Raw genomic sequence first — 26694 nt, forward strand, 5'->3', positions numbered from 1 at the left:
GCGTACGCAGCCAGTGGGCAGAGATGCTGGCCACCTGAAAATCATTGCTGCCGCGCTTGTCGCGACTGTGAACAATGGCGAGGAGGCGAAGGAAAGGGGCGACAGGCTCGACAGTCTCGACAGTCTCGGTTCACTAGAGAGCTCGATCGCCTGCCCATCCACTGCGTTGGGCTTGGCCCCTCTCGGTTCGAAGCAGGCCTACCTCGCGACCCCTGACGCAAATACCACGGGAACTGGGCCGGCGCGGGCGTTGCGCCTCGCCGCATTTGCGATACTTCAGGAACGCAGTCCTGATCTTGTGGAAAAGCAGGGATTCCGGGCGCTTTCACACTTCGATGGAATGACAAGGTTCGATCAAAGTGGAAGGGTTCCTTTTCTTAGAAAGGGACCAACAAATGACCACGACCAATGAAATCGCCGACAAGATTGCCGCAGCGCATGGATTGACCAAGGTTCAGGGCAAGTCAATCGTCGAATCTGTCTTTGCCGCTATCACCGAGGCGGCATCGTCGAATGCCGAAACATCAATTCCCGGATTTGGAAAGTTCAAGGTCAAGGATACGCCTGAGCGTGAAGCCCGCAATCCCTCAACCGGTGCGACCATCAAGGTCGCGGCCGCCCGGAAGTTAGCCTTTCAACCGGCCAAGGCCCTCAAGGACGCTCTCAACAAGTAGGCACGGACCGTAGCCGCAAACGATCCAGACGGCGGGTGGAAAGGATCTAATCGATCCCGTAGGGCGCTTTGGCGGAAGGCGTCTCTACCTCGCTGACTCGGTGCTTTCTTGTCCTTCCATTGGCGGTCAGAAGCATGTCCAACTCGCTCCAGGAACGGCTGAAGCGGCTAACAAGACGCTCCGCTTGCGCCGCTGACACTCCGTACGCGCGAGCGACGTCGGATGTCGAACTGACAAAGTCGTCGGAATTGTTCGTCATTGCAGTGTACGCCTTGTTCAGACAGGCCGGGTGCATGCTTTACTAAGGTTTGCAAATCATCCGGCGCTGCGGCTTGTTACTTCGTAATTCAGATGTAGAACGGCTTTATCCGCCCGAGGTTCCATCAATATGGACTGCGTCTCAACACGGCACCCTCACTCCGCGCATTGCAAGGCAACGGGTCGGACAGTCGAGGATTGATCACGGTTCGACTGGCTTTTTACCCATCTCGAGCCCCGGCATCCACGTCCGACGCCTTGCGTTGCGCGATCTCGAAAACCATTTCGCTCGTCGCTCGAACCTTCACCGTGGATCGAAAACACCATTCCACTATTCCGAAACCCTGACCCTTCGGCTTGAGAGAGAGATTTTGTCGTCCGGGGTGGGGGCGTTGCGCGCTTCAGGTCATCGACGAGGTTGTGAAACTCGTTTGCGGTACGTCGCTTGCTTGCCGAGGGTCAGCATGCCGAAGTACCGGTCGCTTGTGAATTGTAAGCGCCCAATCAGATCAGGTCGCTATCCCGCTTCTGCGACTCGGTCTAGTCGCGCTGGTGTAGGGGCAAGGCCGACGTGAAAACTCGAACCTGGCAACGCGCCTTGATCCAAATGGTGCCCCGGCCGGCGGATACAGGGCCGCCAAGAGGTGGCCGATGGAATCCAGGTCGCCGCATTCTGGAGCGTGCCCCTTTGTTCATGCCGTTGTGGTTTTTAAAGGCGCTGTGAATTTTTCACGTCTTCGCGACGCGAAACCAGTTGCCGCCCTTGCCGCCAAGAACATGTCCGCCATGTCTACGTTGATTATCGGAGATTGCTTTTTGGCCTCACTGCTCGACCCCTTCCTTTCACGATTCGATCTGGTCGCTCATCTGCTTGTGCTCCTGGTCGCTTATCTACTGGCCCTCCCAATCGCTTGGGACAGGGAAAGAAACGAACGAAGCGCTGGCCTTCGAACATTTCCGCTTGTCGCGATCGCCGCCTGCGGCTTCATCCAGGCCGCCGAAACTGTTACAAACGGCAACCCCGAGGCCACCGCGCGGATCGTCGAGGGTTTGATCAACGGCGTCGGCTTCATTGGCGGCGGTGCAATTCTTGTTGGCAGGGCAAGTATTCGCGGAACAGCAACCGCCGCGAGTCTTTGGGCGACCGGAGCCATCGGCGCTGCCGTGGGTCTTGGCGCTTACGACATCGCGATCGTACTTTCCGCGATGACCTTCTTCACGCTCCGGTTCATGACGAACTTCAAGACGGAAGTAAACGAAGCAATCTCGGAAACTGAAGCAAGTAAACGCCCGCCCGACGTCACGCCTTGATTTGTCGCTCGTCCTAACGTCGCGGACACGCAAGGTAGTCCGAGCCGGTCGTTTTGTCTGGTGCTACCTGGCTCGCCATACCAGATGGCGGCATCACCTGGGTTCCGCGAACGATCGAAGATCCCGGTATCGTGCAGGTCGATATGGGCTACCACGGCGGCGTTCAAGCTTCTGCCGCGATCCACGCATCGTCCGCGATCAAAAATTCGCCATCGGGGATTTTCCAAGACTGGTCAGAGCCGAGGTGAGGCTGCGAGAACGTCCTATGGTGGAATACGGCTTGATCCGCGCAGCATTAGCGGCGAGTGGCGCGGGAAGCCGGCCCAGCTCATCCCGCTCGGATCGACGACCTCCAAACCAGTTCAGCAGTCAGTCGGACCGAATGCTGACCGCTATCATTGCCATTCTCGCCGATCGACAGCCACGCAACAGCCCTCGCGGCGATCTCGGCAACTGGTTGCGCGAATGTCGTTAGGTCGTAAGACAGCCACGACGCCTGCTCGATGTCGTCGAAACCCGCGATACAAATCTGATCTGGAATAGAGATGCCAAACTGATGACGCGCGGCATCCATGAAGCCGCAAGCAAGAAGATCGGTCGCGCAGAAGACGGCATCCGGCCGGCGGGGCCGGGTGAGAAATCGTTGCGCCAGAACACGACCCGCTTCGTAACCGGTCCAGCCATGGCGTTCGACCGAAACCTCGAGGCCGAGCCTCGTGGCCGCCGCGACGAAGCCGCGCTCACGCCCCATCAGGCTTGGTGTCCCGGCATCGGAGTTTGCAAAGGCAAGCGACTTGCAGCCCGCCCTTGCAAACGCGGTGACGATCCGCTCCCCAGCTTCAAAATCGTCGAGATTTATCTTTAGCGGCCCTGGCTCGTCATCATCGCGATTGATCAGAACAAGTCTCTGCCCATTCTTCAGGCACAGTCTGACGATCGACGCGTCAGGTAGTCCCGACAATATGATCGACGCATCGGCGCGATAGCGGATCGCCTGTGATAGAGCACGATCCACACTGCCATCCGAACGGTCGGTGTTAATCAGCATCGCGACCTTTCCCGCGTTTTGGAGCTTGCCTGTGAGCTCGCGCAGGAGTGCCGATCGATATGGCGTGGCAACGTCCGACACGATTAGGCAGACAATTCCGCTCTGGTTGCGCATCAGTCCGCGAGCAAGCTCATTGACGTGATACCCCAGTGCCTCGGCCGCGTCGGTGACCTTCTTTCTTGTCTGCGCGGAGACGCTCGCGCCTGGCGTGAACGTCCGAGACACGGCGGACCTTGAGACGCCCGCGCGTCGCGCTACTTCCAGCGCGCTGATGAAGTCCTTCGGCGCCATACTCCCCTCCAATGCTGCACGCGCTTGCAAAATCGCTCGCGATCGCAAAATCCCTCTTCATCGTCAGAAATTCATTGACAGTCTTTTCCGCCATATGCAAGCTTTGCACACGCTTGCAAAAGGCGGCGACGTGGAGGCGTCGTTCACACGGAGGAAATCATGAATTCGATAAAGCTCGCCACGGCCGCGCTAGCGGCAACTGCCGCGTTGTTTGCCCTACCCGTCCATGCCGCTGGAAATCTCAACGTCATATGCTCCGCCGACCAGCAGGTCTGCGACTTGATGAAGGGTCTGTTCGAAAAGCAGACGGATATTTCGGTGAACATGGTGCGCCTTTCGGCTGGCGAGACCTATGCGAAGATCCGCGCGGAAGCGCGCAATCCCAAGACCGACCTTTGGTGGGCCGGGACGGGCGACCCCCATCTGCAGGCGGCTAGCGAGGGGCTGACACTCGAATACAAGTCGCCGCTATTCGACCAATTGCAGGACTGGGCAAAGAAACAGGCCGAAAGTGCGAATTTCCGCACTGTCGGTGTCTACGCCGGTGCTCTGGGCTGGGGATACAATACCGAGATCTTGCAGAAGAAAGGGTTGAAGGAGCCGAAATGCTGGGCTGATCTGCTCGATCCCTCGTACAAGGGCGAAATCCAGATCGCCAATCCGAACTCGTCGGGAACGTCCTATAACACGCTTGCGACGCTTGTTCAGATCATGGGCGAGGACAAGGCCTTCGACTATCTTGCGAAGCTCAACGCCAACATCTCCCAGTACACCAAATCTGGCTCCGCGCCTGTGAAGGCCGCGGCTCGCGGCGAGTCCACCATCGGAGTCGTCTTCATGCATGACGCGGTCGCTCAGACCGTCGAGGGCTTCCCGATCAAGGCGATCGCGCCTTGCGAGGGGACGGGCTACGAAATCGGCTCGATGTCAATCGTCAAGGGCGCCAAGAACCTGGAAAATGCCAAGAAGTGGTATGATTGGGCGCTGAGCGCGGATGCTCAATCGCACATGAAGGACGCGAAGTCCTTCCAGCTGCCTTCGAACAAGTCCGCCGAGGTGCCGAAGGAGGCGCCTAGGTTCGAAGACATCAAGCTGATCGACTACGATTTCAAGAAGTATGGCGATCCAGACGTTCGCAAGGCCCTTCTGTCCCGCTGGGACAAGGAAATCGGCGCCAAGGCCAACTGATCGAATGACGGGCAGGGGCCTGAAGGCTCCTGCCTTTCCGACCGTCACGAAACGCCGCGGACAACCGATATGATCTCTAGTAATCGCCGTCTCGATATCGCCATTCTCATGGGTGGCGTGGCCTTCCTGCTTTTGCCCTGGTATCGCATCGAAAGCGGTTTCTTTGGCTTCCAATGGCTTTCCGGCTATTTTTCGGACGCGGCAAGCGCACCGGCTGTAATCGAGATTGCAAGCTTCGGACGCTGGTGGCTCGGCCTGGTCGCCTTGCTCTTTATTGCTGGTTGTGTCTTCCGCTTCGTTGCCAGTGCCCGAAGCCGCGGCCTTCTACTGGCGGTCTGCGGCGGCGCCGGACTGGCGCTTCTCACACTTCAGGGGCTGGCGATCACCTTTTCCGGCTGGTCGTGGGCGGTCAGCGAAGCAGTGTTTGGCGCCTTGCCGGACGGGCAGCCATCCATGGGGGCAGGAGCCGTCGTTGTAGGCATTGTTTTCGTGCTGTTCTTTTCGTTCGGTCTTGCCGATCGCGGCGTCATGAAGGGCGACGCGTTTGTGGTCAGCGCAATCTCGATGCTGGTGGTTCTGGTCGCGGTTTTCGTCTTCTATCCGGTCGGAAGCATGTTCATTGCCGCTTTCCAGTCGGTCGACGGCTCTTTTGATCCCAGCGGCTTCTTCAACACTATTCAAGATTCGTCGGTTTGGAGCCTTGGCTGCGTCGTCGGGGGCGAGCGCTGTGGCGTGGCCTGGCGCACGCTGTGGCTCGCGATCATGACGGCTAGCGGAGCGACGTTGCTTGGTCTTTGCTTCGCGCTCGTCGCAACACGCACACGGTTCCCTTTCAAGCGGGGACTGCGGCTGTTGACCATCCTGCCGATCATCACGCCGCCTTTTGTCGTTGGTCTGGCGCTGACATTGCTGTTCGGGCGCGCGGGTGTGGTAACGCAGTTCGCAGCATCAGCGCTCGGTATCGAGCCGGGCCGTTGGCTCTACGGTCTGACCGGTATCTGGATCGCGCAGGTCCTGTCATTCACGCCAATCTCGTTCCTTGTCCTGATTGGCGTCGTCGAAGGTGTCAGCCCTTCGATGGAAGAAGCGTCGCAGACGCTCAGAGCCGATCGTTGGCGCACCTTCTGGCGGGTTTCCTTGCCGTTGATGAAGCCCGGTCTAGCCAATGCCTTTCTGATCAGCTTCATCGAAAGCATGGCGGACTTCGGCAATCCAATGGTTCTCGGTGGCAGCCACGGTGTCCTATCCACGGAGATCTTCTTCGCCGTCGTCGGATCGCAAAACGATCCCGCCCGCGCCGCCGTACTCGCGATGATCCTTTTGGCTTTCACCATGACGGCCTTCCTCGCCCAGCGACTTTGGCTCCAGGGAAAAAGCTATGCAACGGTCACTGGTAAGGGCGATTCTGGAGCGAACGCCGCCTTGCCGCGGGGCCTATCCATCGCCGTTCATTCAATTGTCATTCCTTGGGCGCTTTTCACCGTCGTGGTCTATGCGATGATCCTCTTCGGCGGCTTCGTGCGAACCTGGGGACTGGATAACAGCCTGACCTTCCAGCACTACATGAGCGCTTTTTCCATCGGCTGGCGCGAGGACGGCGGCATAGCCTGGACGGGTGTTGCCTGGAACTCCTTCTGGACGACCATGGAAATCGCGCTGATCTCCGCGCCATTGACGGCCGCTGTCGGCCTTCTGACGGCTTATTTGATCGTCCGCCAGAAATTCGTCGGTCGTGGCGTCTTCGAATTTGCGCTTATGCTGAGCTTTGCCATTCCGGGGACCGTGATCGGCATCAGCTATATCATGGCGTTCAACCTGCCGCCGCTGGAGATGACGGGCACTGCGCTTATCCTCGTCGCGTGCTTCGTCTTCCGTAACATGCCAGTCGGTGTGCGCGGCGGCGTGGCGGCCATGAGCCAGCTCGACAAGAGCCTCGACGAGGCATCCCTGACCTTGCGTGCAAACAGCTTCAGAACCGTCAGAAAGGTGATCTTGCCGCTTCTGCGCCCGGCGATCACCGCGGCCCTCGTCTATTCCTTCGTGCGGGCGATTACCTCGATCAGCGCCGTGATCTTCTTGGTCAGTGCCGAATACAACATGTCGACGGCCTATATCGTCGGCCTCGTCGAAAACGGCGAATATGGCGTTGCGATCGCCTACTCGTCCGCCCTTATCGTCGTGATGGTCACCGTGATCGGTGGTTTCCAGTTGCTGGTCGGCGAACGCCGACTTCGCCGTGAGAACCGTGTGGCGCTCGCTGCCCCGACAGCCAATCCCTCCCTGCCGCTCAATCAGGAGAAAACCGCATGAGCAAGACTGTGCCCGGCTCCGTCACGTTCGAACGAGTGAGAAAGACATTTGGCGCCTTCACGGCCATTCCCGACCTGTCGCTCACCATCGAACCGGGAACGCTTGTCACGCTTCTCGGTCCGTCGGGATGCGGCAAGACAACGACGCTGCGCATGCTTGCCGGTCTAGAGCACCCCTCGTCTGGACGTATTCTAATCGGCGGCAAGGACGTCACGATGCTGCCGGCAAACGAGCGCGATGTTTCGATGGTGTTTCAAAGCTACGCGCTCTTTCCGCATATGACATCGCTCGACAACGTCGCCTACGGTCTGGAATCATCAGGCATCAAGCGCAAGGAAGCGCGCGAACGCGCCAAGGAGGCGATGAAGCTCGTCGGGCTCGACGGCATGGGCGAGCGGCTGCCGGCCGAATTGTCAGGTGGCCAGCAGCAGCGCGTTGCCGTGGCGCGCGCCCTGGTCCTGGAACCGCAGGTACTGCTGCTCGACGAGCCACTCTCCAATCTCGACGCACGCTTGCGTCGAAGGGTGCGCACCGAAATTCGTGATCTGCAACAGCGACTGGGCTTCACCGCGGTTTACGTCACGCATGACCAGGACGAGGCTCTTGCCGTGTCGGACCAGATCATCGTGATGAAGGATGGCGAGATCGCGCAACAAGGCGCGCCACGCGACCTTTACGATGCGCCCGCCTCCGCCTTCATCGCCGATTTCATGGGTGAGGCCAATGTGCTGGCCTGTCAGGTCGAAAGTGTCGAGAACGGCATCGCACTGATCGACATCGAAGGGCTGAAACACCGCGTCGCGGCCAGGAACGCATTGGCTGGCAGGGCCGAACTCGCCATCCGGCCCAATGCAATTCAGTTGCACCGCACGCCCACGAAGGGTGCCTTCACCGGCAGGATCACGCATGCCGCCTATCTTGGCGATCATGTCGAATACGAAGTCGCGACCAGCAGGGGGAACTTGTTCGTCATCGACCGGACGGCGGATTCACCCTTCGATACGACGACCGAAGTCGCCATCAGTCTGAAGGATCGCGGGATCGCGCTGATTACCGCACCAAGCAAATAAGAAATCGCAAGAGGGTTTGACATGACATCGCATTCTTCATTGGGCCTCGATGCTCGCAGGGCCTTTGCGGAAGCTATCGCAAGGAAGGCTGGCGCCCTGGCATTCGGGTACTTCGAAAAAAGAGAAAGCCTGGTCATCGAAACCAAGCGGGATCCGCAGGACGTGGTGTCGATCGCTGACAGGGACGTCGAAAACCTCATTCGAGACGCCGTTCACGAAACCTATCCCGGTGACGGCTTCCTAGGGGAGGAATATGGACTTGAAGCCGGCACGTCCGGCCTGACCTGGGTCGTCGATCCGATCGATGGAACGAGCCCTTTCGTCAATGGCATGCCGAACTGGTGCATCTCGGTCGCGCTTCTCCAGGATAACGTGCCGGTCGTCGGCGTTATCTTCGCACCATGCCACGGCGAACTTTACTCCGCGGCTGCTGGATCCGGAGCCACGTTGGACGGACAATCGCTGTCGCTTGATCCTTCACGCAACATCCGCAATTCCGTGACAGGCATCGGCGCCAACAACCATGTCACGCCGGCATTCGTCGCCGCGATGGTGGAGAAGCTCTTGTCCGCCGGCGGCAACTTCATTCGAAATGGATCTGGCGCGCTAATGCTTGCCTATGTCGCTGCCGGCCGTCTCGTGGGCTATTACGAACCTTACATGCATGCCTGGGACTGCCTGGCCGGTTATTGCCTCGTGAAGGAGGCCGGCGGCTGGTACCACCCATTCCCGACCGACGGAGACCGGTTGACCAAGGGGGCGCCCGTTCTTGCGGCAGCACCCGGTGCCGTCGAGGATCTTCGCGCTATCGCCGGAATTTGACAACGCACGATTGCCGATATCTGGACAGATCGCCGCGCGGCGTTATTTGTGACAGGAAACCAATTTGAAGCCGGCTACTGGCTTTGACAGATGTGCGGCGTGGCTGACGGGGAGGTCGGCCGCGCCACGCAGGCGCAATGTGCGCGAATTGACCCAAAGGGAGGAAATATGTTTCGTCATCCAATCGCGATCGGCTTTGCCGCGGCCCTTCTTTCAAGCACGATTGCCGGCAGTGCGTTTGCCGCAACGGAGTTGCAGTGGTGGCATGCCATGTCAGGCGCCAACAACGAGGTCGTCGACCAGCTCGCCAAGGAATTCAACGAGGGCCAGGCCGATTACAAGATCGTTCCGGTGTTCAAGGGCACCTATCCCGAGGCACTGAACGCCGGCATCGCAGCCTTCCGCGCCAAGAAATCGCCGGCCATCCTTCAGGTCTTCGACGCGGGCAGCGGCGTGATGATGGGCGCCGAAGGGGCCATCATGCCGGTCGCCGAAGTCCTCGAGAAGGGCGGGTACAAATTCAGCAAGGACGAATATCTGCCGGGTATCGCGGCCTACTATTCCAAGCCGGACGGCACCATGCTGTCGTTCCCCTATAACTCTTCCTCGCCGATTCTCTATTACAACAAGGACCTGTTCAAGAAGGCCGGACTTGATCCAGAGGCCGCGCCAAAGACGTGGCCCGAGGTCGTCGAGGCCGCCAAGAAAATCAAGGCAAGCGGCGCTGCCTGCGGTCTGACGTCGACCTGGCTCACCTGGATCCAGACAGAGAACTTTGCCGCATGGAACAATCTCTCTTACGGCAGCAACGAAAACGGCTTGGCGGGTACGGACGTCAAACTCGCGTTCAACACGCCTGACTTCGTCAAGCACTTTCAGGATATCGCCGATCTCGCCAAGGACGGTACGTTTCGCTATGGCGGTCGCACGTCTGAAGCCAAGCAACTCTTCACGTCGGGCGAGTGCGCTATCCTGACGGAATCGTCCGGCGGCCTGGGCGATATCGTCAAAAGCGGCATGAACTATGGAATTGGGCAATTGCCTTACGAACCGGGGGAGGGCCGCCCGCAAAACACCATTCCCGGCGGCGCAAGCCTTTGGGTCTTCGCTGGCAAGAGCGACGCCGAGTACAAGGGTATCGCCGAGTTCTTCCATTTCCTGTCGCAGACCAAGATCCAGGCGCGCCTTCATCAGGTGTCGGGCTACATGCCTGTGACCATGGCTGCCTATGAGGAGACGAAGAAGTCAGGCTTCTACGAGAAGAACCCGGGTCGCGAGACCCCGATCCTGCAGATGATGGGCAAGGTGCCGACGGAGAACTCCAAGGGTGTTCGTCTCGTCAACCTGCCGCAGGTTCGCGACATCATGAACGAGGAGTTCGAAGCGATGCTCGCGGGCAAGCAGGATGCCAAGGCCGCTCTCGATAAGGCTGTCGAGCGAGGCAACGCGGCCATCCAGCAGGCGATCGCCCAGTAAGCTTGATCTATTGATCATCCGTGCTCACGGGCGCGGATGATCACCTCGCTTCGCTCAAGGGGGTCTCCGCGTGCAAAATGTCGTCTTCCCGAATAAAGTCCTTCCGTATTTTCTGTTGGCGCCGCAGATCGTTCTGACGGTCGTGTTTTTCTTCTGGCCGGCCAGTCAGGCGCTTTATCAATCCATGCAGCGGGAAGACCCGTTCGGGCTAAAAAGTGGATTTGTCGGCCTGGCGAACTTTCGCAGGATCCTGAGCGATCCAAGCTACATTCATTCGCTTCAGGTGACAGTCGTGTTCAGTGTGGCGACCGCGGGGCTGGCGATGATCGTGGCATTGACGCTTGCAACCGCCGTCGATCGTATAAGGCGGGGACAGACATTCTATCGCACTCTGTTGATCTGGCCTTACGCCGTGGCTCCCGCGGTCGCGGGCATGTTGTGGCTCTTCATGTTCAATCCGGCGATGGGAAGCTTCGCCTATATGCTGCGGCGGGCTGGATTTGCCTGGGATCCGCTCTTGAACGGCGGGCAGGCCATGGTCTTGGTCATTGTCGCGGCCGCATGGAAGCAGATTAGCTACAACTTCCTGTTTTTCGTCGCCGGCCTTCAGGCGATCCCGAAATCATTGATCGAAGCGGCATCCATCGATGGCGCGCGCGGGAGCCGTCGGTTCTGGACGATCGTGTTTCCCCTGCTGGCGCCGACCACGTTCTTTCTGCTCGTCGTCAACACGGTCTACGCCTTCTTCGACACGTTCGGGATCATTCATGCCGTGACTGGTGGAGGACCTGCCAAGGCGACCGAGACATTGGTCTACAAGGTCTACAACGACGGTTTCGTCAATCTGGATCTCGGCTCGTCCGCTGCCCAATCCGTCGTCTTGATGATCATCGTGATTGCGCTGACCGCCGTGCAGTTTCGCTTCGTCGAACGCCGCGTCCACTACGCTTGAGGTTTGAGATGATCGACCGGCGCCCCATCGCAAGTATCACAGGCCATCTGATCCTCGTGCTCGGGATCATCATTGTAGCCTTCCCGATCTACTACACGTTCGTCGCATCGACGATGACGTCGGCGCAGATACTGCGCCCACCAATCACCATGCTGCCGCAAGGCCATTTCGCGGAGAATTACGGCGACGCCCTGGTCGGTGGGGTCGAGAGGGTCGTCGGAGTCAGCCTCGAGCGGATGATGTTCAACACGATTGTCGTCGCGGCCCTGATCGCCATCGGCAAGATTATCATTTCCTTCCTGTCGGCGTTCGCGATCGTGTTCTTCCGCTTTCCGCTGCGGATGGTGTTCTTCTGGATGATTTTCGTGACGCTGATGTTGCCCGTGGAGGTCCGCATCCTGCCGACATACAAGGTCATCGTCGATCTGGGCATGATCGACACCTATGCGGGGCTGACCCTTCCATTGATGGCATCGGCGACTGCGACGTTCCTGTTTCGGCAGTTCTTCCTCACGATACCCGGCGAATTGGTGGAGGCCGCCCGTATCGACAATGCAGGGCCGTTCCGTTTCATGCGCGATATCCTGCTTCCGCTTTCACGCACCAACCTGGCGGCGCTTTTCGTCATTCTCTTCATTTACGGCTGGACGCAGTATCTCTGGCCGCTGCTTGTGACCAACGACGCGAGCATGTCGACGATCATCATCGGACTGCGCAAAATGGTCGATTTCGCCGACGCGGCGACGCCTTGGAACCTCGTCATGGTCACCGCAATTCTTGCAATCATTCCCCCGATCCTCGTTGTCGTCTTGATGCAGCGTTGGTTCGTGAAGGGCCTCGTGGAGACAGAGAAGTAATGGCAAGCATCACGATCAGGGACGTTCGCAAGACATATGCAGGTGGCTTCGAGGCGATAAAGGGAATCTCGCTCGACATCGCCGACGGTGAGATGGTGGTCCTCGTCGGACCGTCCGGATGTGGGAAATCCACGCTCCTGCGGATGATCGCGGGATTGGAAGCGATCTCCTCCGGAGAAATCGCGATCGACGGGCGCGTTGTCAACGCTTTGGAACCATCCGAGCGGGATATCGCGATGGTTTTTCAAAACTACGCGCTTTATCCGCACATGACCGTCAGGCAGAACATGTCCTATGGTCTGAAAAACCGAGGAATGGCTGCGGCCGAGATCGAACGACGGATTGCTGCCGCGGCGTCTTCGCTGGAGATTGGTTCCCTGCTCGAGCGCAAGCCACGCCAGCTGTCGGGCGGCCAGAGGCAGCGCGTCGCGATGGGCAGGGCAATCGTGCGCGAGCCGAAGGCATTTCTGTTCGACGAGCCGTTGTCCAATCTCGATGCGAAGCTGCGTGTGCAGATGCGGGTGGAGATCCGCAAGCTGCAGCGCACGCTGTCGACGACAAGCGTGTACGTGACCCATGATCAGATGGAGGCCATGACGCTCGCCGATCGTCTGGTCGTGCTGAACGGCGGGAAGATTGAGCAGGTCGGTACGCCGATCGAACTTTACGAGCGGCCAGCCACGACCTTCGTGGCGGCGTTCATAGGTTCGCCAGCGATGAATTTGATTAGCGCCGAAGCGCTCGCCGTTGATGCCCCCGGGGTATCGCTCGCGCCTAACGTGTCGACGATCGGAATTCGCCCCGAGGACTTGAACGTCGCGGACACTCTATCGAGTTCCATGTTGGGTCTGGCTGTCGACATTGGCGCCATCGAACTCGTCGGCGCGGAAAGCTATGTCCACGCCACGACCATCGGGGGCGTGGAGATCATTTTCCGAACGGCGGGTCGTTCAATGATGACAATAGGCAGCCGAGTGATCCTTCAAGCTGGAACAAGCGCTGTGCATTTCTTCGATCGTCATGGGCGTCGCGTCGCGACACCTGTCGGATTGTCATGACCTGAAACCATCGCGTCGGGGTGTTTGGCATCAACGGCACGATCCATACGCGAAGCTTTATCGCGCACCAGGAGGTCGCGGCTAGCGCCCCGGTGAACAGCCTGCATGGGAAACATGGCGAGAAGGATGATGGAGAGTAAACCTGGACGAATCGCGCCGAAGGTATGCTCATGCAATTGGTTCAGCGAACACTTGTGACCACAGGTGGGCCCGGTTTTTCCCAAGAGATGGCCGATGACGAATGAGGGACCGCGCGGCCGCGGCCGCGGAGCACGGGAAGAGGCGGGTGTGCGTGGAGCCGTTAGCCTTCAATCCATGGACCGCCACACTTATCTGAAGAGTCGACAACGGCGATGTCGCGTCCGTCATCTTCGACGTGTATCAGGTCGAAGTCAGCGCGGTGCGGGAGCGTATCAAGGAACTGGACCAGAGGACCTTTAACCGGGGGCCCCCTCAAGGCAGCGAGGCGCGTCGAAGGGGTTGAACCAAACGGCTCCTGGTTGCTCTTCGACCATGCTGGTCAAGACGGTCGGCCACATTAAAAGCCCCCGGACGCGGCAAATCGGAGTGGACCATGCAAATGCGTTGTGTCAATCCGCCCAATCGAACTTGCCATGCATTGGGGAGTAGTTTCTCACAAAATATGCTGCTTCCTCCTCCATATTGGAGATCAGCTCCTTATATTCGTCAATTTGTGATCGCGGCGCGTGACGTGCTGTCAAGGCATTGAGATGAATGACAGCAAGACTGTAGTTTTCGAAAAGATCGGAGAAGCCAGGCTGTGTACCACGCACTTCTCGTATCTCGGGAATTCTCATTGCAAGTAATGCTCGACCATGCACCACGTGATTAATACGATCCCGAAGCATATCCTCTCACCTGTCTCTCAGCGAATTACAACTCCATGTTAGTCGAAAATGTCATGTCAGTCGATGATTTGGTCGGGCCGTGCGTCACTATCTCGCTAAGGCAGCCATCACGACACGCCCCGCCATCTCATCCCAGGTAAAATGAAGCCATGGTAGTCGAGGGAGGCGGCCGGAAGCAGCTGTGCTTCACGGCGGAGAGCTTCCACGGTCGCGGCTCACCGTCAAAGCCGCCACGCGAGGTCTAATGCACGGAGGTGATCCTCTCGATGGCGTGGCGGATGAATGCGAGAGGCTATCGCCATTCCGGCGCGCCGAGCCGCCACCATGAGCCAGCCTTCACCAATGAACAAACCAGAATTGAGCCGTGAATCTGATGATCTGGGGCTCATCATGTGTCAGTCTCGTTTTTGAAGCTTTGCTCTGGTTACCCCCGCTGTATGTCCTTCGGCGTGAAGGTGGCTCACCCCGATTATTCCGCGTTAGGTACCCTGGCGCTTGCCCTTCGGTTTAAAGTCAACGAGCAAAGATTTCAGTTCCAACTCGCGCACGCGTCGCGCGGCTTCGTCCGGCTCGACCCAAGCAAGTCGACGTTGTCCCTTCTCCTTGAACTCGTCTTGCTGAACCGTAACCTCTATCTGGAAAAGGTCAACGATTGTTGGAACGACATCACCGTCGTCGAGGAATTTCAGGTAAGTGTAGCGTCCGACCGCGGCTTTACGGACGGTACCCCGAACCCCGGCTTCCTCCCAAGCCTCGATCGCGGCGGCCTCGTGGGGCTTTTTCTTCTTCATTGGCCAGCCCTTGGGCACAACCCAACGGCCCGTATCCCGCGACGAGATGATCAGAACCTCGATCTTCGATGTCACGCCGACGTAACGGAAACAGACGGCGCCATATTGCTGCCGGAACGCGCCCGTGAAAAGCTTTTCCGGTTCGTCGGCGAGTTGCGCCAATAGCGATCGGCGCTTCCTTGGGCTATCAGTGCTCTGTTTCTTACCTGGCATATGGATCATCCGTGCAACGGCACACGCTAGCGGCCGCGGAAGATGATATATAGGGCAGACGCTCCGTCTACGCGACGTGGGGAACGCAATCCACAGGATTGAAATCAATCATGGTCGCGAGACGTGTGGTGGATCATGCTACTTACTCTTTGGAATCGAAGAGGCCAGGTGCGACTGGGCGCTCACCTTGTCGCGATGAAGTCATGTCGAGGCGCCGCCGGCGGACCGCGTCCAGCGCCGGCGAAGTGGTGACGCCGGCCGCGGCGGTCGATAATTGCCTCACGGACCGTGCACTCACCGGGTGCGCCCCTAGCGATGCGCCTGGTCACCCATTGGCCTGAAGCGATCGCCCGGCGGTGCCCAATTTTCTCGCGTAAGAACATTGCGAAGTATCCGGTGGGGCAAAAGCGCCCGTCTAAGCGTCCGCGGTTATTGTCGAAATAGTCGCAATTATCCGCCTCTCAACGTCCAATCAGCTGGCCATTAGCCCACCCAAGCCGGGCCGCGCTAGGCTTCGTCAGAATGTTCGTGCGGCTATCGGGGTGGGTGGTCGTGGAAAGCGCAACCCGGCGTTGCTATTATGTCACGCTGCTTTCGTTATCGTCGTGGGTGGGTGGAATGCCGCTAAATCTTCTCTACTTGCGAAACCTGAAGCCCACGAACTCCTCGTGGCGCGTAAGTCTGGGTTCGCAATGAAAATTTCAGCTCTTGTTCTCACCGCTCTTATTTCCTCCCCGTCCTCGCTCCTTGCGGCGGACCTGGTGGCTCCCGTTGAGCAACCGGCTGTTGCGCGGTCGGTATCCGGTTTTTACATTGGTTCGCTCTCGTCCGTGAACTTCCTGGATGATACTAGTTTTGGTGTCGGCGGCACGACTGTCGAAACTGATTATGATGTCGGCTTCTATAGCGCCCTCCGCGCTGGCTATGACTTTGGAGCATACGGTTTCGTTTCGCCGCGCGTGGAATTGGAACTGGGCTACGGCACGGCTTCGGTCGACGAGCATAGTATCGCTGGCGTAGGTCTCGGCGGCATCAACTCTTTTGGCGATGCCCGTTCGATCCAAGGTTACGTGAATGGATACCTTGATATTCCGCTGGCCGCGGACGGAGCTTTAAGCGCCATCACCCCGTATGTTGGCGGCGGTGCCGGCTTCATGAACCTCGACCTTCGAAAGCAGGGAGTAGCGGGTGTTGCAACGTTGATGGACGACAGTGACACAGCATTCGCCTATCACCTGGATGCGGGTGTCGGGATCAATCTGCAGGCTATCGGGCTATTTTCCGATGTGTCTCTTTTCGATAACACGACCCTCGACATTGGATACAGGTTCACGGCCGCGGATAATTTTGATTTCACTTCGCAAGCGGGTACCTCATCGAGCACGGATTTCCGCAGCAACGCTGTGACGTTCGGCTTTCGGAAGAGTTTCTGATGACGTGGGCGCAGCGCTGGGGACCCACGCTGCGCCACCGAGATGTCCATCATTATGTGGTGCTGGCTCGGCTCATGGTGCGTCATTTCTCCAGCGGGCCACCTGATGAAACCAACACTGGCACGCGCAAGCAGCCGGGGCAGTTGCCGCGAGTCGTTGGTTGAAGAGAGACGTCGGCGTGACGCCATTGCCGATCGGCAACGCATGCTCCGACCGCATTCTGAAAGCCGCGTGCCGTTCGGCGACTCGGCTCCACGCGCGATGTCGCGCTCTTGGCAAGCAAGTGTTGTATCAAGAGACACGACTGCTCGGCCGGCGTTGGAAGCGTCCAAACCCGGCTGATCGCCTGCATCGAAATTCTGACAATCTGCCCGTGATGCGTGGTGGTGCGGCAAGCCTGAGGATAATCGGTCGAGCGTTGCCCTTCACAATGCCCTGTCCATCGTTACGTGCCATGGCTTGACAGGGTTGGCCGCGCGTTCCTGAAAATCGGTTGTGACAAAGCTTTTCTCCCCATGGTTGATCGGTGGGTCGGCGGACCTATCTCAACTGCATCCGGCATGAGGAGGAACCGTTGTGGTTGTCGAAAGAAAACTGATCTCGAAAATTACCTGGCGCATGATGCCGTTTCTCGGCCTACTCTACCTGATCGCCTACATCGATCGTCAAAACGTGAGCTTCGCCAAGCTGGAAATGGTTGATGCGCTAGGCATGAGCGAATACGCCTACGGCCTAGGCGCATCACTGTTTTTCATTGGCTATTTCATCTTCGAGGTTCCTAGCAACCTTCTCTTGGATCGGTTTGGCGCGAGCAAGTGGTTTGCCAGGATTTTGATTTCGTGGGGTCTCGTCACCATCGCGTTGGCCTACACGCAGAACGCCACCATGTTTTACATACTACGCTTCCTTCTCGGGGCATGCGAGGCCGGCTTCTTTCCGGGCGTGCTGTACCTTCTGACCCTTTGGTACCCGTCAGCATATCGAGGGAGAATGGTAGGGTTGTTCATGATCTTTTCAGCCGTGGCAAACGCGGTAGGCGCACCATTGGGCGGCGCGCTGCTTGATCTGGACGGCCTTTATGGCCACGCGGGCTGGCAGTGGGTTTTCCTCGCGACCGGCATCCCCGCCGTCATCGCCGGGTTCGTCACCCTGTTCTACCTCTCTGATAGGCCAGAGCAGGCAAAGTTCCTCAGTCTTCAGGAAAAAGGCTGGCTGAAGGATCGATTGGCTTCGGAAAATTCGGGCATGGAAGCGAACGCCGGCAACGGTTTTAAAGCCCTAATCAACCCCCGCGTTTTGTTGATGTCGGCTTGCTATATCGGGTTTCCGCTCGCGGCCTACGGTCTAAGCTATTGGCTGCCCACGATCGTCAAGGGCTTCGGCGTGAGCAACACGGCCAACGGCTTTCTCAACATCATCCCGTGGGTTCTTGTCGGGATCGCGCTCTACGTGATCCCCGCGCGGGCGGATAAGGCTCCCGCCAAAACGCCGTATATCGTCATTCCCGCGGCGATTGGAGCAATCTGCTTGGTCCTCTCCGCCATTATCTCCAACCATATCATGCAATTCACCTTCTTGAGCATCGCTGCTGCGGGAATATTCGCTGGCCAGCCTGTCTTTTGGAGCCTTCCATCACGCTTTCTCAAGGGCGCTGGCGCCGCCGCGGGTCTTGCGGCAATCAACTCGGTGGGCAACCTTGGAGGTTTCGTCGCGCAAAACGTAGTGCCGTGGATCAAGGATTCGACAGGCAGCACTATCGCGCCCATGTTCTTCCTCGCGGCGTGCCTGGCGCTCGCGGCTCTTCTGGTTCTCGTCATTGGTCGCATGATACCCCGGGTTCCAAATACGGACACGGCTCGCGGGAATATGGGAGTTTCGGATTGCGTTCGATAGTCGTGCCCGAGAACACTCGTGGTACCATCAATACGCCCCGGGCGCTCGTCCGTCCACCGGCGTCAAGGCGGGCATCGGCCGCCGCTTCTCACCGAGTCAGGCTGGACACCTATCGATGACACAAGAATGGTTGTTCCCTCGGCCTGACCTTGATGGGGGCATTGTTGGGCTTGCTGAGCTTCCACCCGCGCCGGAAATCGGGGGGGCGTCATTCGGCGGGGGCTATTTCAGACGTAGCCTTGATGCTCGCCGAATGGAACATTTTCACTGAGGTTCCCCTTGCCAATTCGCTCGCTTTGGCCTGACAAATGACTGTCTGACTGCTTGGCCTCTCGAGCTCGGTCTTCAGGTGAAGGATGAGACAGATGGCCTGAAAGTAGTTCCTCATCCCCGAGGTTTTGTTGGCGACCTTCGTTGTTCTTGTGCTCCAAGCTGGCAGTGATCGCGGATTGTCTCTCAGCTACCCATGCTACATCCGGTTCCGCGAGCGAGATACTGCGATCGACCCGTGTCGGGTTTGACGGTGCGGTGGACGATACTGAGGAAAGCCGCTCAACCAATTTGGATTTTCTTGCTCAAGATCCTAGGTAGTGAATGCGCCGCGAACCGCAAGCCCACAAGTATACAGACGTAGGATCGCCAAATTCAGGCGCTGACAGTTTTTAGGATGCTCAGGCAATTCGCATTAAAGCTTGCTATGCCCGAAACCACATGCGACGCGCGGTGGTGTCGGCATATCGAGACCGCGTTCACGGGAACCGAAGAGGGGATCGGTGGGCGGCTCAAGCGGATCGTGGGCTGTCGTTGTCAAAGGAAGGAACAGACTGCGACCACTTGGTGGACGTTCGTGGCTCCCAGTATGTGTTCACACGGTCCACAAAGTCGCAGGCAGTCATAGGTTCGCTGATTGTGATGCTCAATCAAGCCGACGGCGTCGACGGACGTTCTTTAGCCCGGCTGCTTGAAAGCGCCGCTCGAGCGATGTCTTCAAAATCAACGTAAAAGCGACCGAGGTGCCTCGGGGGCGGCCGGGCCTGTTTCGGTGTGCCTACGATCTCAACATTCACAATGAAAAGCGCGCCAGAAGGAAGTCTGGGTAGGCGCTAGACTGCTCAGCAATCCTCGCGAGTTCGTTTTCGCTCTGGCCAGCCAGGATACCCGTTCGCACTAGGACTGAGCCTAGACCTGCGATGTTCGCTCCAAGGATGTCGTGCTCAATGCTGTCTCCGATACAGACAACGCGGTTCTGCTCATCTATTGCAGCTACTTTGAGGGCATACTCGTAGATTTCGGGAAATGGCTTTCCAACCCAGCGCACGCTCCCGCCGAGTTCCTCGTAGAGTTTTGCAATGCTCCCGGCTCCGGGCGCGATCCGGCCCTCATGTAGCTTGTGGATGTCTGGATTGGTGCAGAAGCATGGGATGCCGTTCACCGCGGCTGGGAGCAGCATCTTCCGATACTCATCCATTGAGATCCGCTCGGCCTCGCTGCCCGAAATAATAACGATATCAGCGCCGCGCGCGGCACCGGTGGACGCAAGCCCGAGACGATCCGCTAGGTCGGTGTCTCCTCCGCTGGAAACCGTGAAACACCGTGCGGATTTCGCGACACCTGATCCCTCTTTTGAGAGGAGGTCAAACGCGACATCGCCGGAGGTCACGAAGCGTTCGAAGCTTTCCGCCGCGAAGCCAAGTCTGACCAGTCTCTCGCTGTTGTAATCTCCGCTCCGCCCGGAGTTCGAAAGAACGATCGCGCGCTTTCCTTGCGAGGCAAGCCACGACAATGCTTTGACAGCCCCTTCATAAGGCCCGATGTCGTCGCGCAGGACGCCAAACTGATCAATCAGAAATACGTCGTACGTCCGCGTCAATGCCGCAAGGTCGGTTTCTGTCGGGTTAAACATGCTGGTCCCTGTTGGCTAGAACAAGGGTAGCGATCCCCACAGCGGCCTCAACCGATTTCGCTGGTAGTGGCTCGAGCCCGATCGCCCGGGCTCTCATTGCCGTCCAGGCCGGGTTTTGTGCGCCGCCGCCCACCGTGCGTAGGGTTCTTAGGGCGGGGGAACCAAGTTCACGCAAGCGATCGTAACCCAGGCGCTCTATCTCGGTCATTCCCTCCAGGAGACCTTGGAAAAACGCCGCGTCGTCCGCGGGTCGCGGCTCAAGGCGCGGCAGATAGTGCGGATCATTGATCGGAAAGCGCTCACCCGGCCTAAGGAGTGGGTAATATCCCAAACCTAGCGGCTGATTAGGGTCAATCGCGGTCGTCAGGGCCGTCAGCCGGTCGTCACCTATCAACGCACGGAGCACGTTTCCACCACTGTTCGATGCGCCGCCCACCAGCCAGAAATTGCCCACCCGGTGTGAATAGACCCCGAACTCTGGCGCATTGATCGGTTGATCGGACGCTAACTTTAATACGATCGTCGAACCAAGAGCGGTGACCGCATCCCCGACGGCTGAAGCGCCCGTGGCAAGGAAGGATGCACATCCATCGGTGGTGCCCGCGTGGTACCATGCCGAAGCGGGGACACCCAGTTGACTGAGATATCCTGATACTTGGGCAATTCGCGCGCCGGCGCGGTAAACCCTGGGCAAGCTAGCGATGTCCATGCCCGCCGCTTCGATCCACGCCGGCCATTTCTGGCTTTCGAGATCAAAACCTGATTTGAGCGCGTTGTTTTCATCACTGGGCCGTCCTGGGCATCCCAGCTTCATAAGGATCCAGTCCGCCTGGTGCACGATGGCGTCAACCTCGCGGTCAAGGGACAGGTAAATAGCGCGCGCCAAGCCTGAGTTCGCGCCGACGGCCGTCGCGCCGTCGGGCGCATGTCGCGATATACGGGCCACGACGTCCGCATCGGGGCACGGCTCGTTGTACATCAGCACTGATCCGGTGGCTTCGCCCGAAGCGTTTAGCGACAAGACCGTTCCAGACGTCCCGTCGACGGCGACGCCCTCGACCCCATGAAGGTCGATTGTCGCGGCGAGTTGTTCCATCGCTTCTTTCACTCGCCGCCACCAAGCCGCAGGGTCACGCAGTTCGTCATTGGACCTGAACGGCGAGGCGGCAAACGCTACTGGAGTGCCGTCAATGTCGATGGCGGCCGCGCGAGCGCCCGATGTTCCGATATCAATTCCAATGGCGACAGCTGATCCAGCATTCTTGGTCACGCTGTTTGCCTCGCCGATTCACGATCGAGCGCCTGTCGATATTGCTCGGCCTCCCAGTTCATCAGCTCGTATTCATCGCTTTCGGACAGGTAGACCACATTGCTTTCACTGGGGATGCGGCCAACCACCTCGGCCAAGCAGCGTGCCATCACTTCACCGCCAGCGGTCAATGAGCTCGACAATAGAACGCCTTTGTCTGGGACAATCAACATCTTCGGTACGTCCCGACCCTCGTTGTGCAAGGCAGCTTGGAAATCTGCCGCGCTTTGGCCATCCTGCAGCACGCCGATCTCGGTTCCGAGGAAGATCACATGGTCGGGATACAGGGATCCCCCCAGGGCGATTGCCCGGTTGACCTCGGACAATGCGACCGCATGACTGTCGTGGTCTCGCGCAGGATGGAATCCGGATCCTTCGGCAATAGCGTCGAGTGAAGCGAGATCGGGGCTGATCGTCTCGCGTGTGCCTTGAGCCAGTGCTTTCGTAACGCGTTCAATCCTGTCCGCAACTTCCTCGAGGGTGTCACCACATACGATGATCCCGTGATTGAACAGAATCAAGACATCCGGTCGAGACGCAGCCGCCTTTTCGATTTCCCTCGCCAACGGGGTTCCGGGGCGTCGGTAGGGGATGGTCACCCATGTGAGGTCCGCAACGGTCCGCATCCGATGCGCCAACTCAATGTCGCGGTTCTCAAGAACTGCGAGTGCGATGGCATTGACACAGTGATAGTGCGCAACGACGGGGTTTTCGAGCGCTGCGTGGAAGCTTGTCTCGATGGAAGGCCTGAGCCCGCTCGAGTTTAGCTCGCTTACTATGAAATCCGTTGATTTTTCCGCGCGCGGGTCTCCGTCGCGCAGTGCAGAGACGAGCTGGTCCACAACCACTGGAACCATGATGTCCTCGGCCTCGGCTTTGGCGAGCCAAGTGCCAGAAGCCTTCACCCACATGACACCATCATCTTTTATCGACGTGTTTCCACCAGCGCCTTGGGTCTTCAGGATGTCGCTTCCGATCTCGCTGGAAAGCCGGAGGAACCCCTTGAACACGTTCGTTTCCCTTAGGTCTGGTCGATCCATGAATGCCTCCTCCTGACGATTGTCGCCCAGTGATGAGCGAACTCTGGCGCAACCATATAAATGTGATCGAATATCGTCAACGGTGAAGATTTTACATCTTTATATGTTGCGATGGCCGATGGTGTGTGATTATAGTTCGTCATCGACGTTAGGGAGAAACGTCAGTGGAGGCATATAGTTGAACGATTCCGATCGCCATCGCCTGATCACGGAGATGCTTCAAGAGAGGCCGTTCGCATCCGTGCGCGACCTGCAGGAGCGGCTCGGTGTTTCTCCGGCGACGATCCGACGTGACATCGACAAGCTCGATGAAATCGGCGTCGCCCGAAAAGTATACGGTGGTATCTCCGCGAACGAGTCGGCTGCTTCTGGTCGCCTGTCGGCACGGCCATACGATGAGAATCGCGACATCGCGGTTGATGCCAAGCGCGCTATTGCCGAGAAAGCTGCGAGCCTCGTGCGGGACGGAGACTCGATCATCGTTCACGCGGGTTCAACATGCTACCAGTTGGGACTGCAGTTGGCCCGGCGCAATGTCCGCCTCTATACGAATTCCATGCCGCTTGCTGCCTATCTAGGTGAGCATGGCACTTGCAGCCTTCTCCTGGCTGGCGGCGTTCTATATAGAGAGCCGGGTATCATCCACGATGCGTCGGCTGGCGCGCCGGACTTCTTCGCCTCCCGCTTCTTCCTCGGCACGCAGGGTATTAGCGGCGAAGGGCTCTTAGAGTCGCATCCCCTTTTGACCAAGGCGATCGGTGAACTGAGCAGTTGCGCGGACGAGATCGTCTTGCTGGCGGATAGCCGGAAGCTTTCCATTCAGCCGCGCAACCTTGTCCTGCCGCTTTCGCGTATTGGGACGATCGTCACCGATGACGGCTTGTCGGATGCCGGCGCGAAAATGCTTGAAGACGCGGGGATCACCATCATGATCGCGGCGGTCGGGGGGCAGGGATGACGTCTGGAAGCGCCGTGGCTGTCTTCGATTTAGGCAAGACGAACTCGAAGCTGTTCGTGTTCGGCGCGGATGGATCGATCCTCGCGGAATTAAGGACAAAGCCAGCCTGGATCGAGCGCGACGGAATTCGTGTGCTCGACGATGAAGCGCTTTTTGGATGGATGACAAGCTCACTCCTGAATGCTGTCGAGGATCACGCGGTCGGGCACGTCATGTTCTCAGGACATGGTTGTACCTTCGCGCTCGTCCAAGATGACCATCTGACGCATCCGATCCTCGACTATGAGCAAGAGCCACCAGAGATGCTTAGGCAGCGCATCGATATGTTGGCTCCAGTTTTCAGTGAGACCTACTCGCCCAAACTCCCTCTCGGGTTCAACTACGGCCGGCACATTCTCTGGTTGGAGGCGGCCAAGCCGGAAAGCCTGGGGAGGGCCGACGCGATCCTGGCATATCCGCAATACTGGTCCTGGAAATTTTCCGGCGGCAAGGTGTCGGAAGTCTCCTACATCGGTTGCCACTCTCATCTCTGGGCACCTCTGAACGAGGACTTTAGTAGCTTGGTAGATCGTCAGGGCTGGCGAGAAAAGATGCCGGCGTTTGTACGCGCGGGTGCTGCTATCGGAAATTGGCGAAGCCCGCTCCAAGGTGGTAACCGCGCCGAAGTCCAAGTCCATAATGGCGTTCACGACAGCAATTCGGCGCTTTACTATTATCGCTCGGTTGGGTTCGACGACTTCACGCTCGTGTCAACCGGTACATGGGTCGTCATCTTCAATGCGGCTTGCCCGTTGGATGCCCTCGATGAGCATCGTGACATGCTGGCCAATGTTACCGTCGATGGAAAAGCTGCCCCTACAATCCGTTTCATGGGCGGAAGAGAGTACGAGCTTGCGAGCGGCGGTTGGAATAAGCCCGTTAGTGTTGATGCACTGTCGCAAGTGATTGCGAAGGGCGTCTTCGGTCTGCCGTCTTTTGCCCCAGGTGGTCCGATGCAGAGGTTCAACGGCCGCTTCGTAGGGCCGCTTGTCGAGGGTGAGGAGCGGGCAGCTGCCGCACTTCTCTACGTCACCTTGATGACAGACTTGTGCCTCGATCTGATAAGGTCGGAAAATTCGATCGTCATTGACGGCGGCCTGGTGAAAACAGGTTTGTTTGCCGAGCTTCTCGCTGAGCTCCGACCCTCGCAGGACGTCTACTCAAGCGCGACCGCTGAGGGAAGCGCATTCGGGGCCGCCGCGCTCGTCTTCGAAACCGTCGGGCAATTTCCATTCAGAAACGAAACGACACGGGCAGAACCAATGCCCCTCTTCGGGCTTGAGGCCTATCGCAAAGCTTGGCGATCATTGATCGAGATCGAAGAGGCAGAGGTGGTGCGGCCACGCAAGGAGTTTCACGCATGACAACTAGAGGGAACACGGATCGCGCTCCTGTGCTTGAGATGCGCGACATCAGCAAGACTTTCGGGAGCACCAAGGCTCTGACCAAGGTGTCGCTCACGGTCTACCCGGGAGAAGTTCATGCTCTGATGGGGGAAAATGGCGCTGGGAAGTCAACGCTTATGAAGGTCCTGTCCGGCGCATATACGGCTGATCCAGGTGGCGCTGTTCTCGTGGATGGCAAGCCGATCGTGGCAGGAGATCCGATTAAGGCCAAGGCAAACGGTATCTCGGTAATCTATCAGGAATTGTCGCTCGCCCCTAACCTCACCGTTGCCCAGAACATGTTTCTCGGAACCGAACCTTCTCGCTATGGTGTCGTGGATAAAGCTGAGGCCCGCAGTCGTGTTGAGCCAATCCTCAAGCAACTCGGCATCTCATTCGGGCCGTCGCAACTTGTCGCCGCTCTCTCTTTGGGTGAGCGCCAAATGGTCGAGATCGCACGTGCTTTGACGACCAACGCGAAGATCATCGTGATGGATGAACCGACGACCTCACTGACGTCGAGGGAAACCGAACGCTTGTTTGAGGTAATCGCCGGTCTGAAGGCGCGGGGGATTGCTATCATCTATATCAGCCATCGCATGGAAGAGATCTACGCGCTAGCTGACCGGGTGAGCGTGCTGCGCGATAGCGCGTATGTCGGCACGCTTGATCGCAATGATTTGTCCGCCGAAAAGCTCGTGGCAATGATGGTGGGTCGCGATCTGTCGTCCTTCTACAAAAAGGAACACCGTGCACCTCTACAGGCGGCCAAGACTGTCTTGGCCGTCAAGGACATAGGCGATGGTCGCCGCGTGCATGGCTGCTCCTTCGATGCAAAGGCTGGCGAGGTCTTGGGTATCGCTGGCCTTGTCGGCTCAGGTCGAACCGAGCTCGCGCGGCTTATTTTTGGAGCGGACAACAAGACATCTGGAACAGTGACCCTCGACGGGCGAGAGCTAACCATCGGTGGACCACGTGACGCCATGGATGCCGGGATTGCTTACCTGACCGAGGATCGAAAGGGGCTTGGGCTCTTCCTCGATTTGACGATTAACGAGAACATCAACATCGGCGTTATCGGCAAGGATGCGGGTCGCGGAGGCATACTGAACTTCGCTGCTGCAAAGGAGCGTGCCACCCGGGCTATCAAGTCACTCTCCATTCGTACGCTGAGCGCAAGCATTAACGTCGGAGCGTTATCGGGTGGCAACCAGCAGAAGGCTCTTATCGCGCGTCTTCTCGAGACCAAACCCAGGGTCATCATCTTTGATGAGCCGACGCGTGGCGTCGACGTAGGTGCCAAGTCGGAAATCTACCGGATTATCGACGAACTCGCGCAAAGCGGGATCGCCATCGTGGTGATTTCGAGCGACCTGCCCGAGATCATCGGCATTGCCGACCGTGTGCTTGTCATGCGCGAAGGCCTAATCGCTGGCGAGGTACATGCATCGCCCGATCACCCGATTAGCCAAGAGGCCGTTATGGCCTTCTCCACGGGATCGGCATCCAAGGTAGCCTGAGGCCTGAAACCATAGACAACGGGATT

General features: G+C 58.3%; 21 protein-coding genes. 15 read left to right on the forward strand and 6 right to left on the reverse strand.

Going from position 1 to position 26694, the window contains the following annotated elements; all coding sequences use genetic code 11:
* The first annotated feature begins 395 nt into the window (after positions 1 to 395).
* Both ACVTFQ_RS30440 and ACVTFQ_RS30445 read left to right on the forward strand, forming a co-directional pair.
* Positions 396 to 674 (forward strand): HU family DNA-binding protein, encoded by a 279-nt coding sequence (locus tag ACVTFQ_RS30440; RefSeq protein WP_111563816.1) that lies wholly within the window; start codon positions 396 to 398, stop codon positions 672 to 674.
* 1113 nt (positions 675 to 1787) lie between these two features.
* Complete coding sequence (locus ACVTFQ_RS30445; protein ID WP_413394293.1) at positions 1788 to 2243, forward strand: MgtC/SapB family protein; 456 nt, start codon at positions 1788 to 1790, stop codon at positions 2241 to 2243.
* A gap of 328 nt (positions 2244 to 2571) precedes the next feature.
* On the opposite strand, the gene ACVTFQ_RS30450 is transcribed toward ACVTFQ_RS30445, so the two are convergent.
* Positions 2572 to 3582, reverse strand: coding sequence for a LacI family DNA-binding transcriptional regulator (locus ACVTFQ_RS30450; RefSeq protein ID WP_470424493.1), 1011 nt, complete (start codon positions 3580 to 3582; stop codon positions 2572 to 2574).
* A gap of 159 nt (positions 3583 to 3741) precedes the next feature.
* Between ACVTFQ_RS30450 and ACVTFQ_RS30455 the strand changes: the two genes are divergently transcribed.
* The 8 genes from ACVTFQ_RS30455 to ACVTFQ_RS30490 all read left to right on the forward strand — a co-directional run bounded on the left by ACVTFQ_RS30455 (position 3742) and on the right by ACVTFQ_RS30490 (position 13315).
* Complete coding sequence (locus tag ACVTFQ_RS30455; RefSeq protein WP_111563814.1) at positions 3742 to 4770, forward strand: ABC transporter substrate-binding protein; 1029 nt, start codon at positions 3742 to 3744, stop codon at positions 4768 to 4770.
* Positions 4771 to 4839: 69 nt separating this feature from the next.
* Positions 4840 to 7080, forward strand: a complete 2241-nt coding sequence (locus tag ACVTFQ_RS30460; RefSeq protein ID WP_470424494.1) for an ABC transporter permease — start codon at positions 4840 to 4842, stop codon at positions 7078 to 7080.
* Positions 7077 to 8150 (forward strand): ABC transporter ATP-binding protein, encoded by a 1074-nt coding sequence (locus ACVTFQ_RS30465; RefSeq protein ID WP_111563812.1) that lies wholly within the window; start codon positions 7077 to 7079, stop codon positions 8148 to 8150. The genes ACVTFQ_RS30460 and ACVTFQ_RS30465 overlap by 4 nt, the downstream gene beginning before the upstream one ends.
* A 21-nt stretch (positions 8151 to 8171) precedes the next feature.
* A complete protein-coding gene (locus tag ACVTFQ_RS30470; RefSeq protein WP_111563811.1) occupies positions 8172 to 8972 on the forward strand; it encodes an inositol monophosphatase family protein in 801 nt (266 codons plus the stop codon).
* Positions 8973 to 9140: 168 nt separating this feature from the next.
* Positions 9141 to 10448, forward strand: coding sequence for a sn-glycerol-3-phosphate ABC transporter substrate-binding protein UgpB (gene ugpB / locus ACVTFQ_RS30475; RefSeq protein WP_470424495.1), 1308 nt, complete (start codon positions 9141 to 9143; stop codon positions 10446 to 10448).
* Between the two features lie 70 nt (positions 10449 to 10518).
* The gene (gene ugpA / locus ACVTFQ_RS30480) at positions 10519 to 11400 is read left to right on the forward strand and encodes a sn-glycerol-3-phosphate ABC transporter permease UgpA (RefSeq protein WP_111563809.1); all 882 of its coding nucleotides are present in this window, start codon (positions 10519 to 10521) and stop codon (positions 11398 to 11400) included.
* 8 nt (positions 11401 to 11408) lie between these two features.
* Entirely contained in the window at positions 11409 to 12257 is an 849-nt protein-coding gene (ugpE, locus tag ACVTFQ_RS30485) for a sn-glycerol-3-phosphate ABC transporter permease UgpE (protein WP_111563808.1), read from the forward strand.
* Positions 12257 to 13315, forward strand: a complete 1059-nt coding sequence (locus tag ACVTFQ_RS30490) for a sn-glycerol-3-phosphate import ATP-binding protein UgpC (RefSeq protein ID WP_111563807.1) — start codon at positions 12257 to 12259, stop codon at positions 13313 to 13315. The genes ugpE and ACVTFQ_RS30490 overlap by 1 nt, the downstream gene beginning before the upstream one ends.
* Positions 13316 to 13905: 590 nt before the next feature.
* On the opposite strand, the gene ACVTFQ_RS30495 is transcribed toward ACVTFQ_RS30490, so the two are convergent.
* Positions 13906 to 14184, reverse strand: coding sequence for a hypothetical protein (locus ACVTFQ_RS30495; protein WP_470424496.1), 279 nt, complete (start codon positions 14182 to 14184; stop codon positions 13906 to 13908).
* Between the two features lie 479 nt (positions 14185 to 14663).
* Positions 14664 to 15188 (reverse strand): NUDIX hydrolase, encoded by a 525-nt coding sequence (locus tag ACVTFQ_RS30500; RefSeq protein ID WP_111563806.1) that lies wholly within the window; start codon positions 15186 to 15188, stop codon positions 14664 to 14666.
* 692 nt (positions 15189 to 15880) lie between these two features.
* Between ACVTFQ_RS30500 and ACVTFQ_RS30505 the strand changes: the two genes are divergently transcribed.
* On the forward strand, positions 15881 to 16621 hold the full coding sequence (locus ACVTFQ_RS30505) for an outer membrane protein (protein WP_413394248.1): 741 nt from the start codon (positions 15881 to 15883) through the stop codon (positions 16619 to 16621).
* A gap of 576 nt (positions 16622 to 17197) precedes the next feature.
* On the forward strand, positions 17198 to 18514 hold the full coding sequence (locus ACVTFQ_RS30510; RefSeq protein ID WP_112436715.1) for an MFS transporter: 1317 nt from the start codon (positions 17198 to 17200) through the stop codon (positions 18512 to 18514).
* Positions 18515 to 19577: 1063 nt separating this feature from the next.
* Here the strand turns inward: ACVTFQ_RS30510 and ACVTFQ_RS30515 are convergent.
* From ACVTFQ_RS30515 to ACVTFQ_RS30525, 3 genes are read right to left on the reverse strand one after another with little or no spacing between them, the layout of a single operon-like run.
* A complete protein-coding gene (locus tag ACVTFQ_RS30515; protein ID WP_470424497.1) occupies positions 19578 to 20417 on the reverse strand; it encodes a TIGR01459 family HAD-type hydrolase in 840 nt (279 codons plus the stop codon).
* Positions 20410 to 21687 (reverse strand): xylulokinase, encoded by a 1278-nt coding sequence (locus ACVTFQ_RS30520; protein WP_112436717.1) that lies wholly within the window; start codon positions 21685 to 21687, stop codon positions 20410 to 20412. Before ACVTFQ_RS30520 ends, ACVTFQ_RS30515 begins: the two co-directional genes overlap by 8 nt.
* The gene (locus tag ACVTFQ_RS30525; protein ID WP_112436718.1) at positions 21684 to 22766 is read right to left on the reverse strand and encodes a class II aldolase; all 1083 of its coding nucleotides are present in this window, start codon (positions 22764 to 22766) and stop codon (positions 21684 to 21686) included. Before ACVTFQ_RS30525 ends, ACVTFQ_RS30520 begins: the two co-directional genes overlap by 4 nt.
* Before the next feature lie 178 nt (positions 22767 to 22944).
* Here ACVTFQ_RS30525 and ACVTFQ_RS30530 point away from each other — a divergent pair, with 178 nt between their 5' ends.
* Genes ACVTFQ_RS30530 through ACVTFQ_RS30540 form a run of 3 tightly spaced genes read left to right on the forward strand, consistent with a single transcriptional unit; the run spans position 22945 to position 26668 of the window.
* Positions 22945 to 23724, forward strand: coding sequence for a DeoR/GlpR family DNA-binding transcription regulator (locus ACVTFQ_RS30530; RefSeq protein WP_111563798.1), 780 nt, complete (start codon positions 22945 to 22947; stop codon positions 23722 to 23724).
* Positions 23721 to 25127: an FGGY-family carbohydrate kinase gene (locus ACVTFQ_RS30535; RefSeq protein ID WP_470424498.1), complete on the forward strand. Its 1407-nt coding sequence runs from the start codon at positions 23721 to 23723 to the stop codon at positions 25125 to 25127. The genes ACVTFQ_RS30530 and ACVTFQ_RS30535 overlap by 4 nt, the downstream gene beginning before the upstream one ends.
* Positions 25124 to 26668: a sugar ABC transporter ATP-binding protein gene (locus ACVTFQ_RS30540; protein WP_470424499.1), complete on the forward strand. Its 1545-nt coding sequence runs from the start codon at positions 25124 to 25126 to the stop codon at positions 26666 to 26668. Before ACVTFQ_RS30535 ends, ACVTFQ_RS30540 begins: the two co-directional genes overlap by 4 nt.
* Positions 26669 to 26694: the final 26 nt, after the last annotated feature.

It is taken from the genome of Rhizobium sp. O111 (assembly GCF_055616315.1).

Excerpts from the sequence above, each read along its gene's own strand:
- ACVTFQ_RS30470 (WP_111563811.1), top strand. The coding sequence starts at position 8,172 with ATGACATCGCATTCTTCATTGGGCCTCGATGCTCGCAGGGCCTTTGCG.
- ACVTFQ_RS30515 (WP_470424497.1), bottom strand. The coding sequence starts at position 20,417 with ATGTTTAACCCGACAGAAACCGACCTTGCGGCATTGACGCGGACGTAC.
- ACVTFQ_RS30465 (WP_111563812.1), top strand. The coding sequence starts at position 7,077 with ATGAGCAAGACTGTGCCCGGCTCCGTCACGTTCGAACGAGTGAGAAAG.
- ACVTFQ_RS30460 (WP_470424494.1), top strand. The coding sequence starts at position 4,840 with ATGATCTCTAGTAATCGCCGTCTCGATATCGCCATTCTCATGGGTGGC.
- ugpB (WP_470424495.1), top strand. The coding sequence starts at position 9,141 with ATGTTTCGTCATCCAATCGCGATCGGCTTTGCCGCGGCCCTTCTTTCA.
- ACVTFQ_RS30440 (WP_111563816.1), top strand. The coding sequence starts at position 396 with ATGACCACGACCAATGAAATCGCCGACAAGATTGCCGCAGCGCATGGA.
- ACVTFQ_RS30535 (WP_470424498.1), top strand. The coding sequence starts at position 23,721 with ATGACGTCTGGAAGCGCCGTGGCTGTCTTCGATTTAGGCAAGACGAAC.
- ACVTFQ_RS30490 (WP_111563807.1), top strand. The coding sequence starts at position 12,257 with ATGGCAAGCATCACGATCAGGGACGTTCGCAAGACATATGCAGGTGGC.
- ACVTFQ_RS30455 (WP_111563814.1), top strand. The coding sequence starts at position 3,742 with ATGAATTCGATAAAGCTCGCCACGGCCGCGCTAGCGGCAACTGCCGCG.
- ACVTFQ_RS30450 (WP_470424493.1), bottom strand. The coding sequence starts at position 3,582 with ATGGCGCCGAAGGACTTCATCAGCGCGCTGGAAGTAGCGCGACGCGCG.
- ACVTFQ_RS30540 (WP_470424499.1), top strand. The coding sequence starts at position 25,124 with ATGACAACTAGAGGGAACACGGATCGCGCTCCTGTGCTTGAGATGCGC.
- ACVTFQ_RS30505 (WP_413394248.1), top strand. The coding sequence starts at position 15,881 with ATGAAAATTTCAGCTCTTGTTCTCACCGCTCTTATTTCCTCCCCGTCC.
- ACVTFQ_RS30495 (WP_470424496.1), bottom strand. The coding sequence starts at position 14,184 with ATGCTTCGGGATCGTATTAATCACGTGGTGCATGGTCGAGCATTACTT.
- ACVTFQ_RS30525 (WP_112436718.1), bottom strand. The coding sequence starts at position 22,766 with ATGGATCGACCAGACCTAAGGGAAACGAACGTGTTCAAGGGGTTCCTC.
- ugpE (WP_111563808.1), top strand. The coding sequence starts at position 11,409 with ATGATCGACCGGCGCCCCATCGCAAGTATCACAGGCCATCTGATCCTC.
- ACVTFQ_RS30500 (WP_111563806.1), bottom strand. The coding sequence starts at position 15,188 with ATGCCAGGTAAGAAACAGAGCACTGATAGCCCAAGGAAGCGCCGATCG.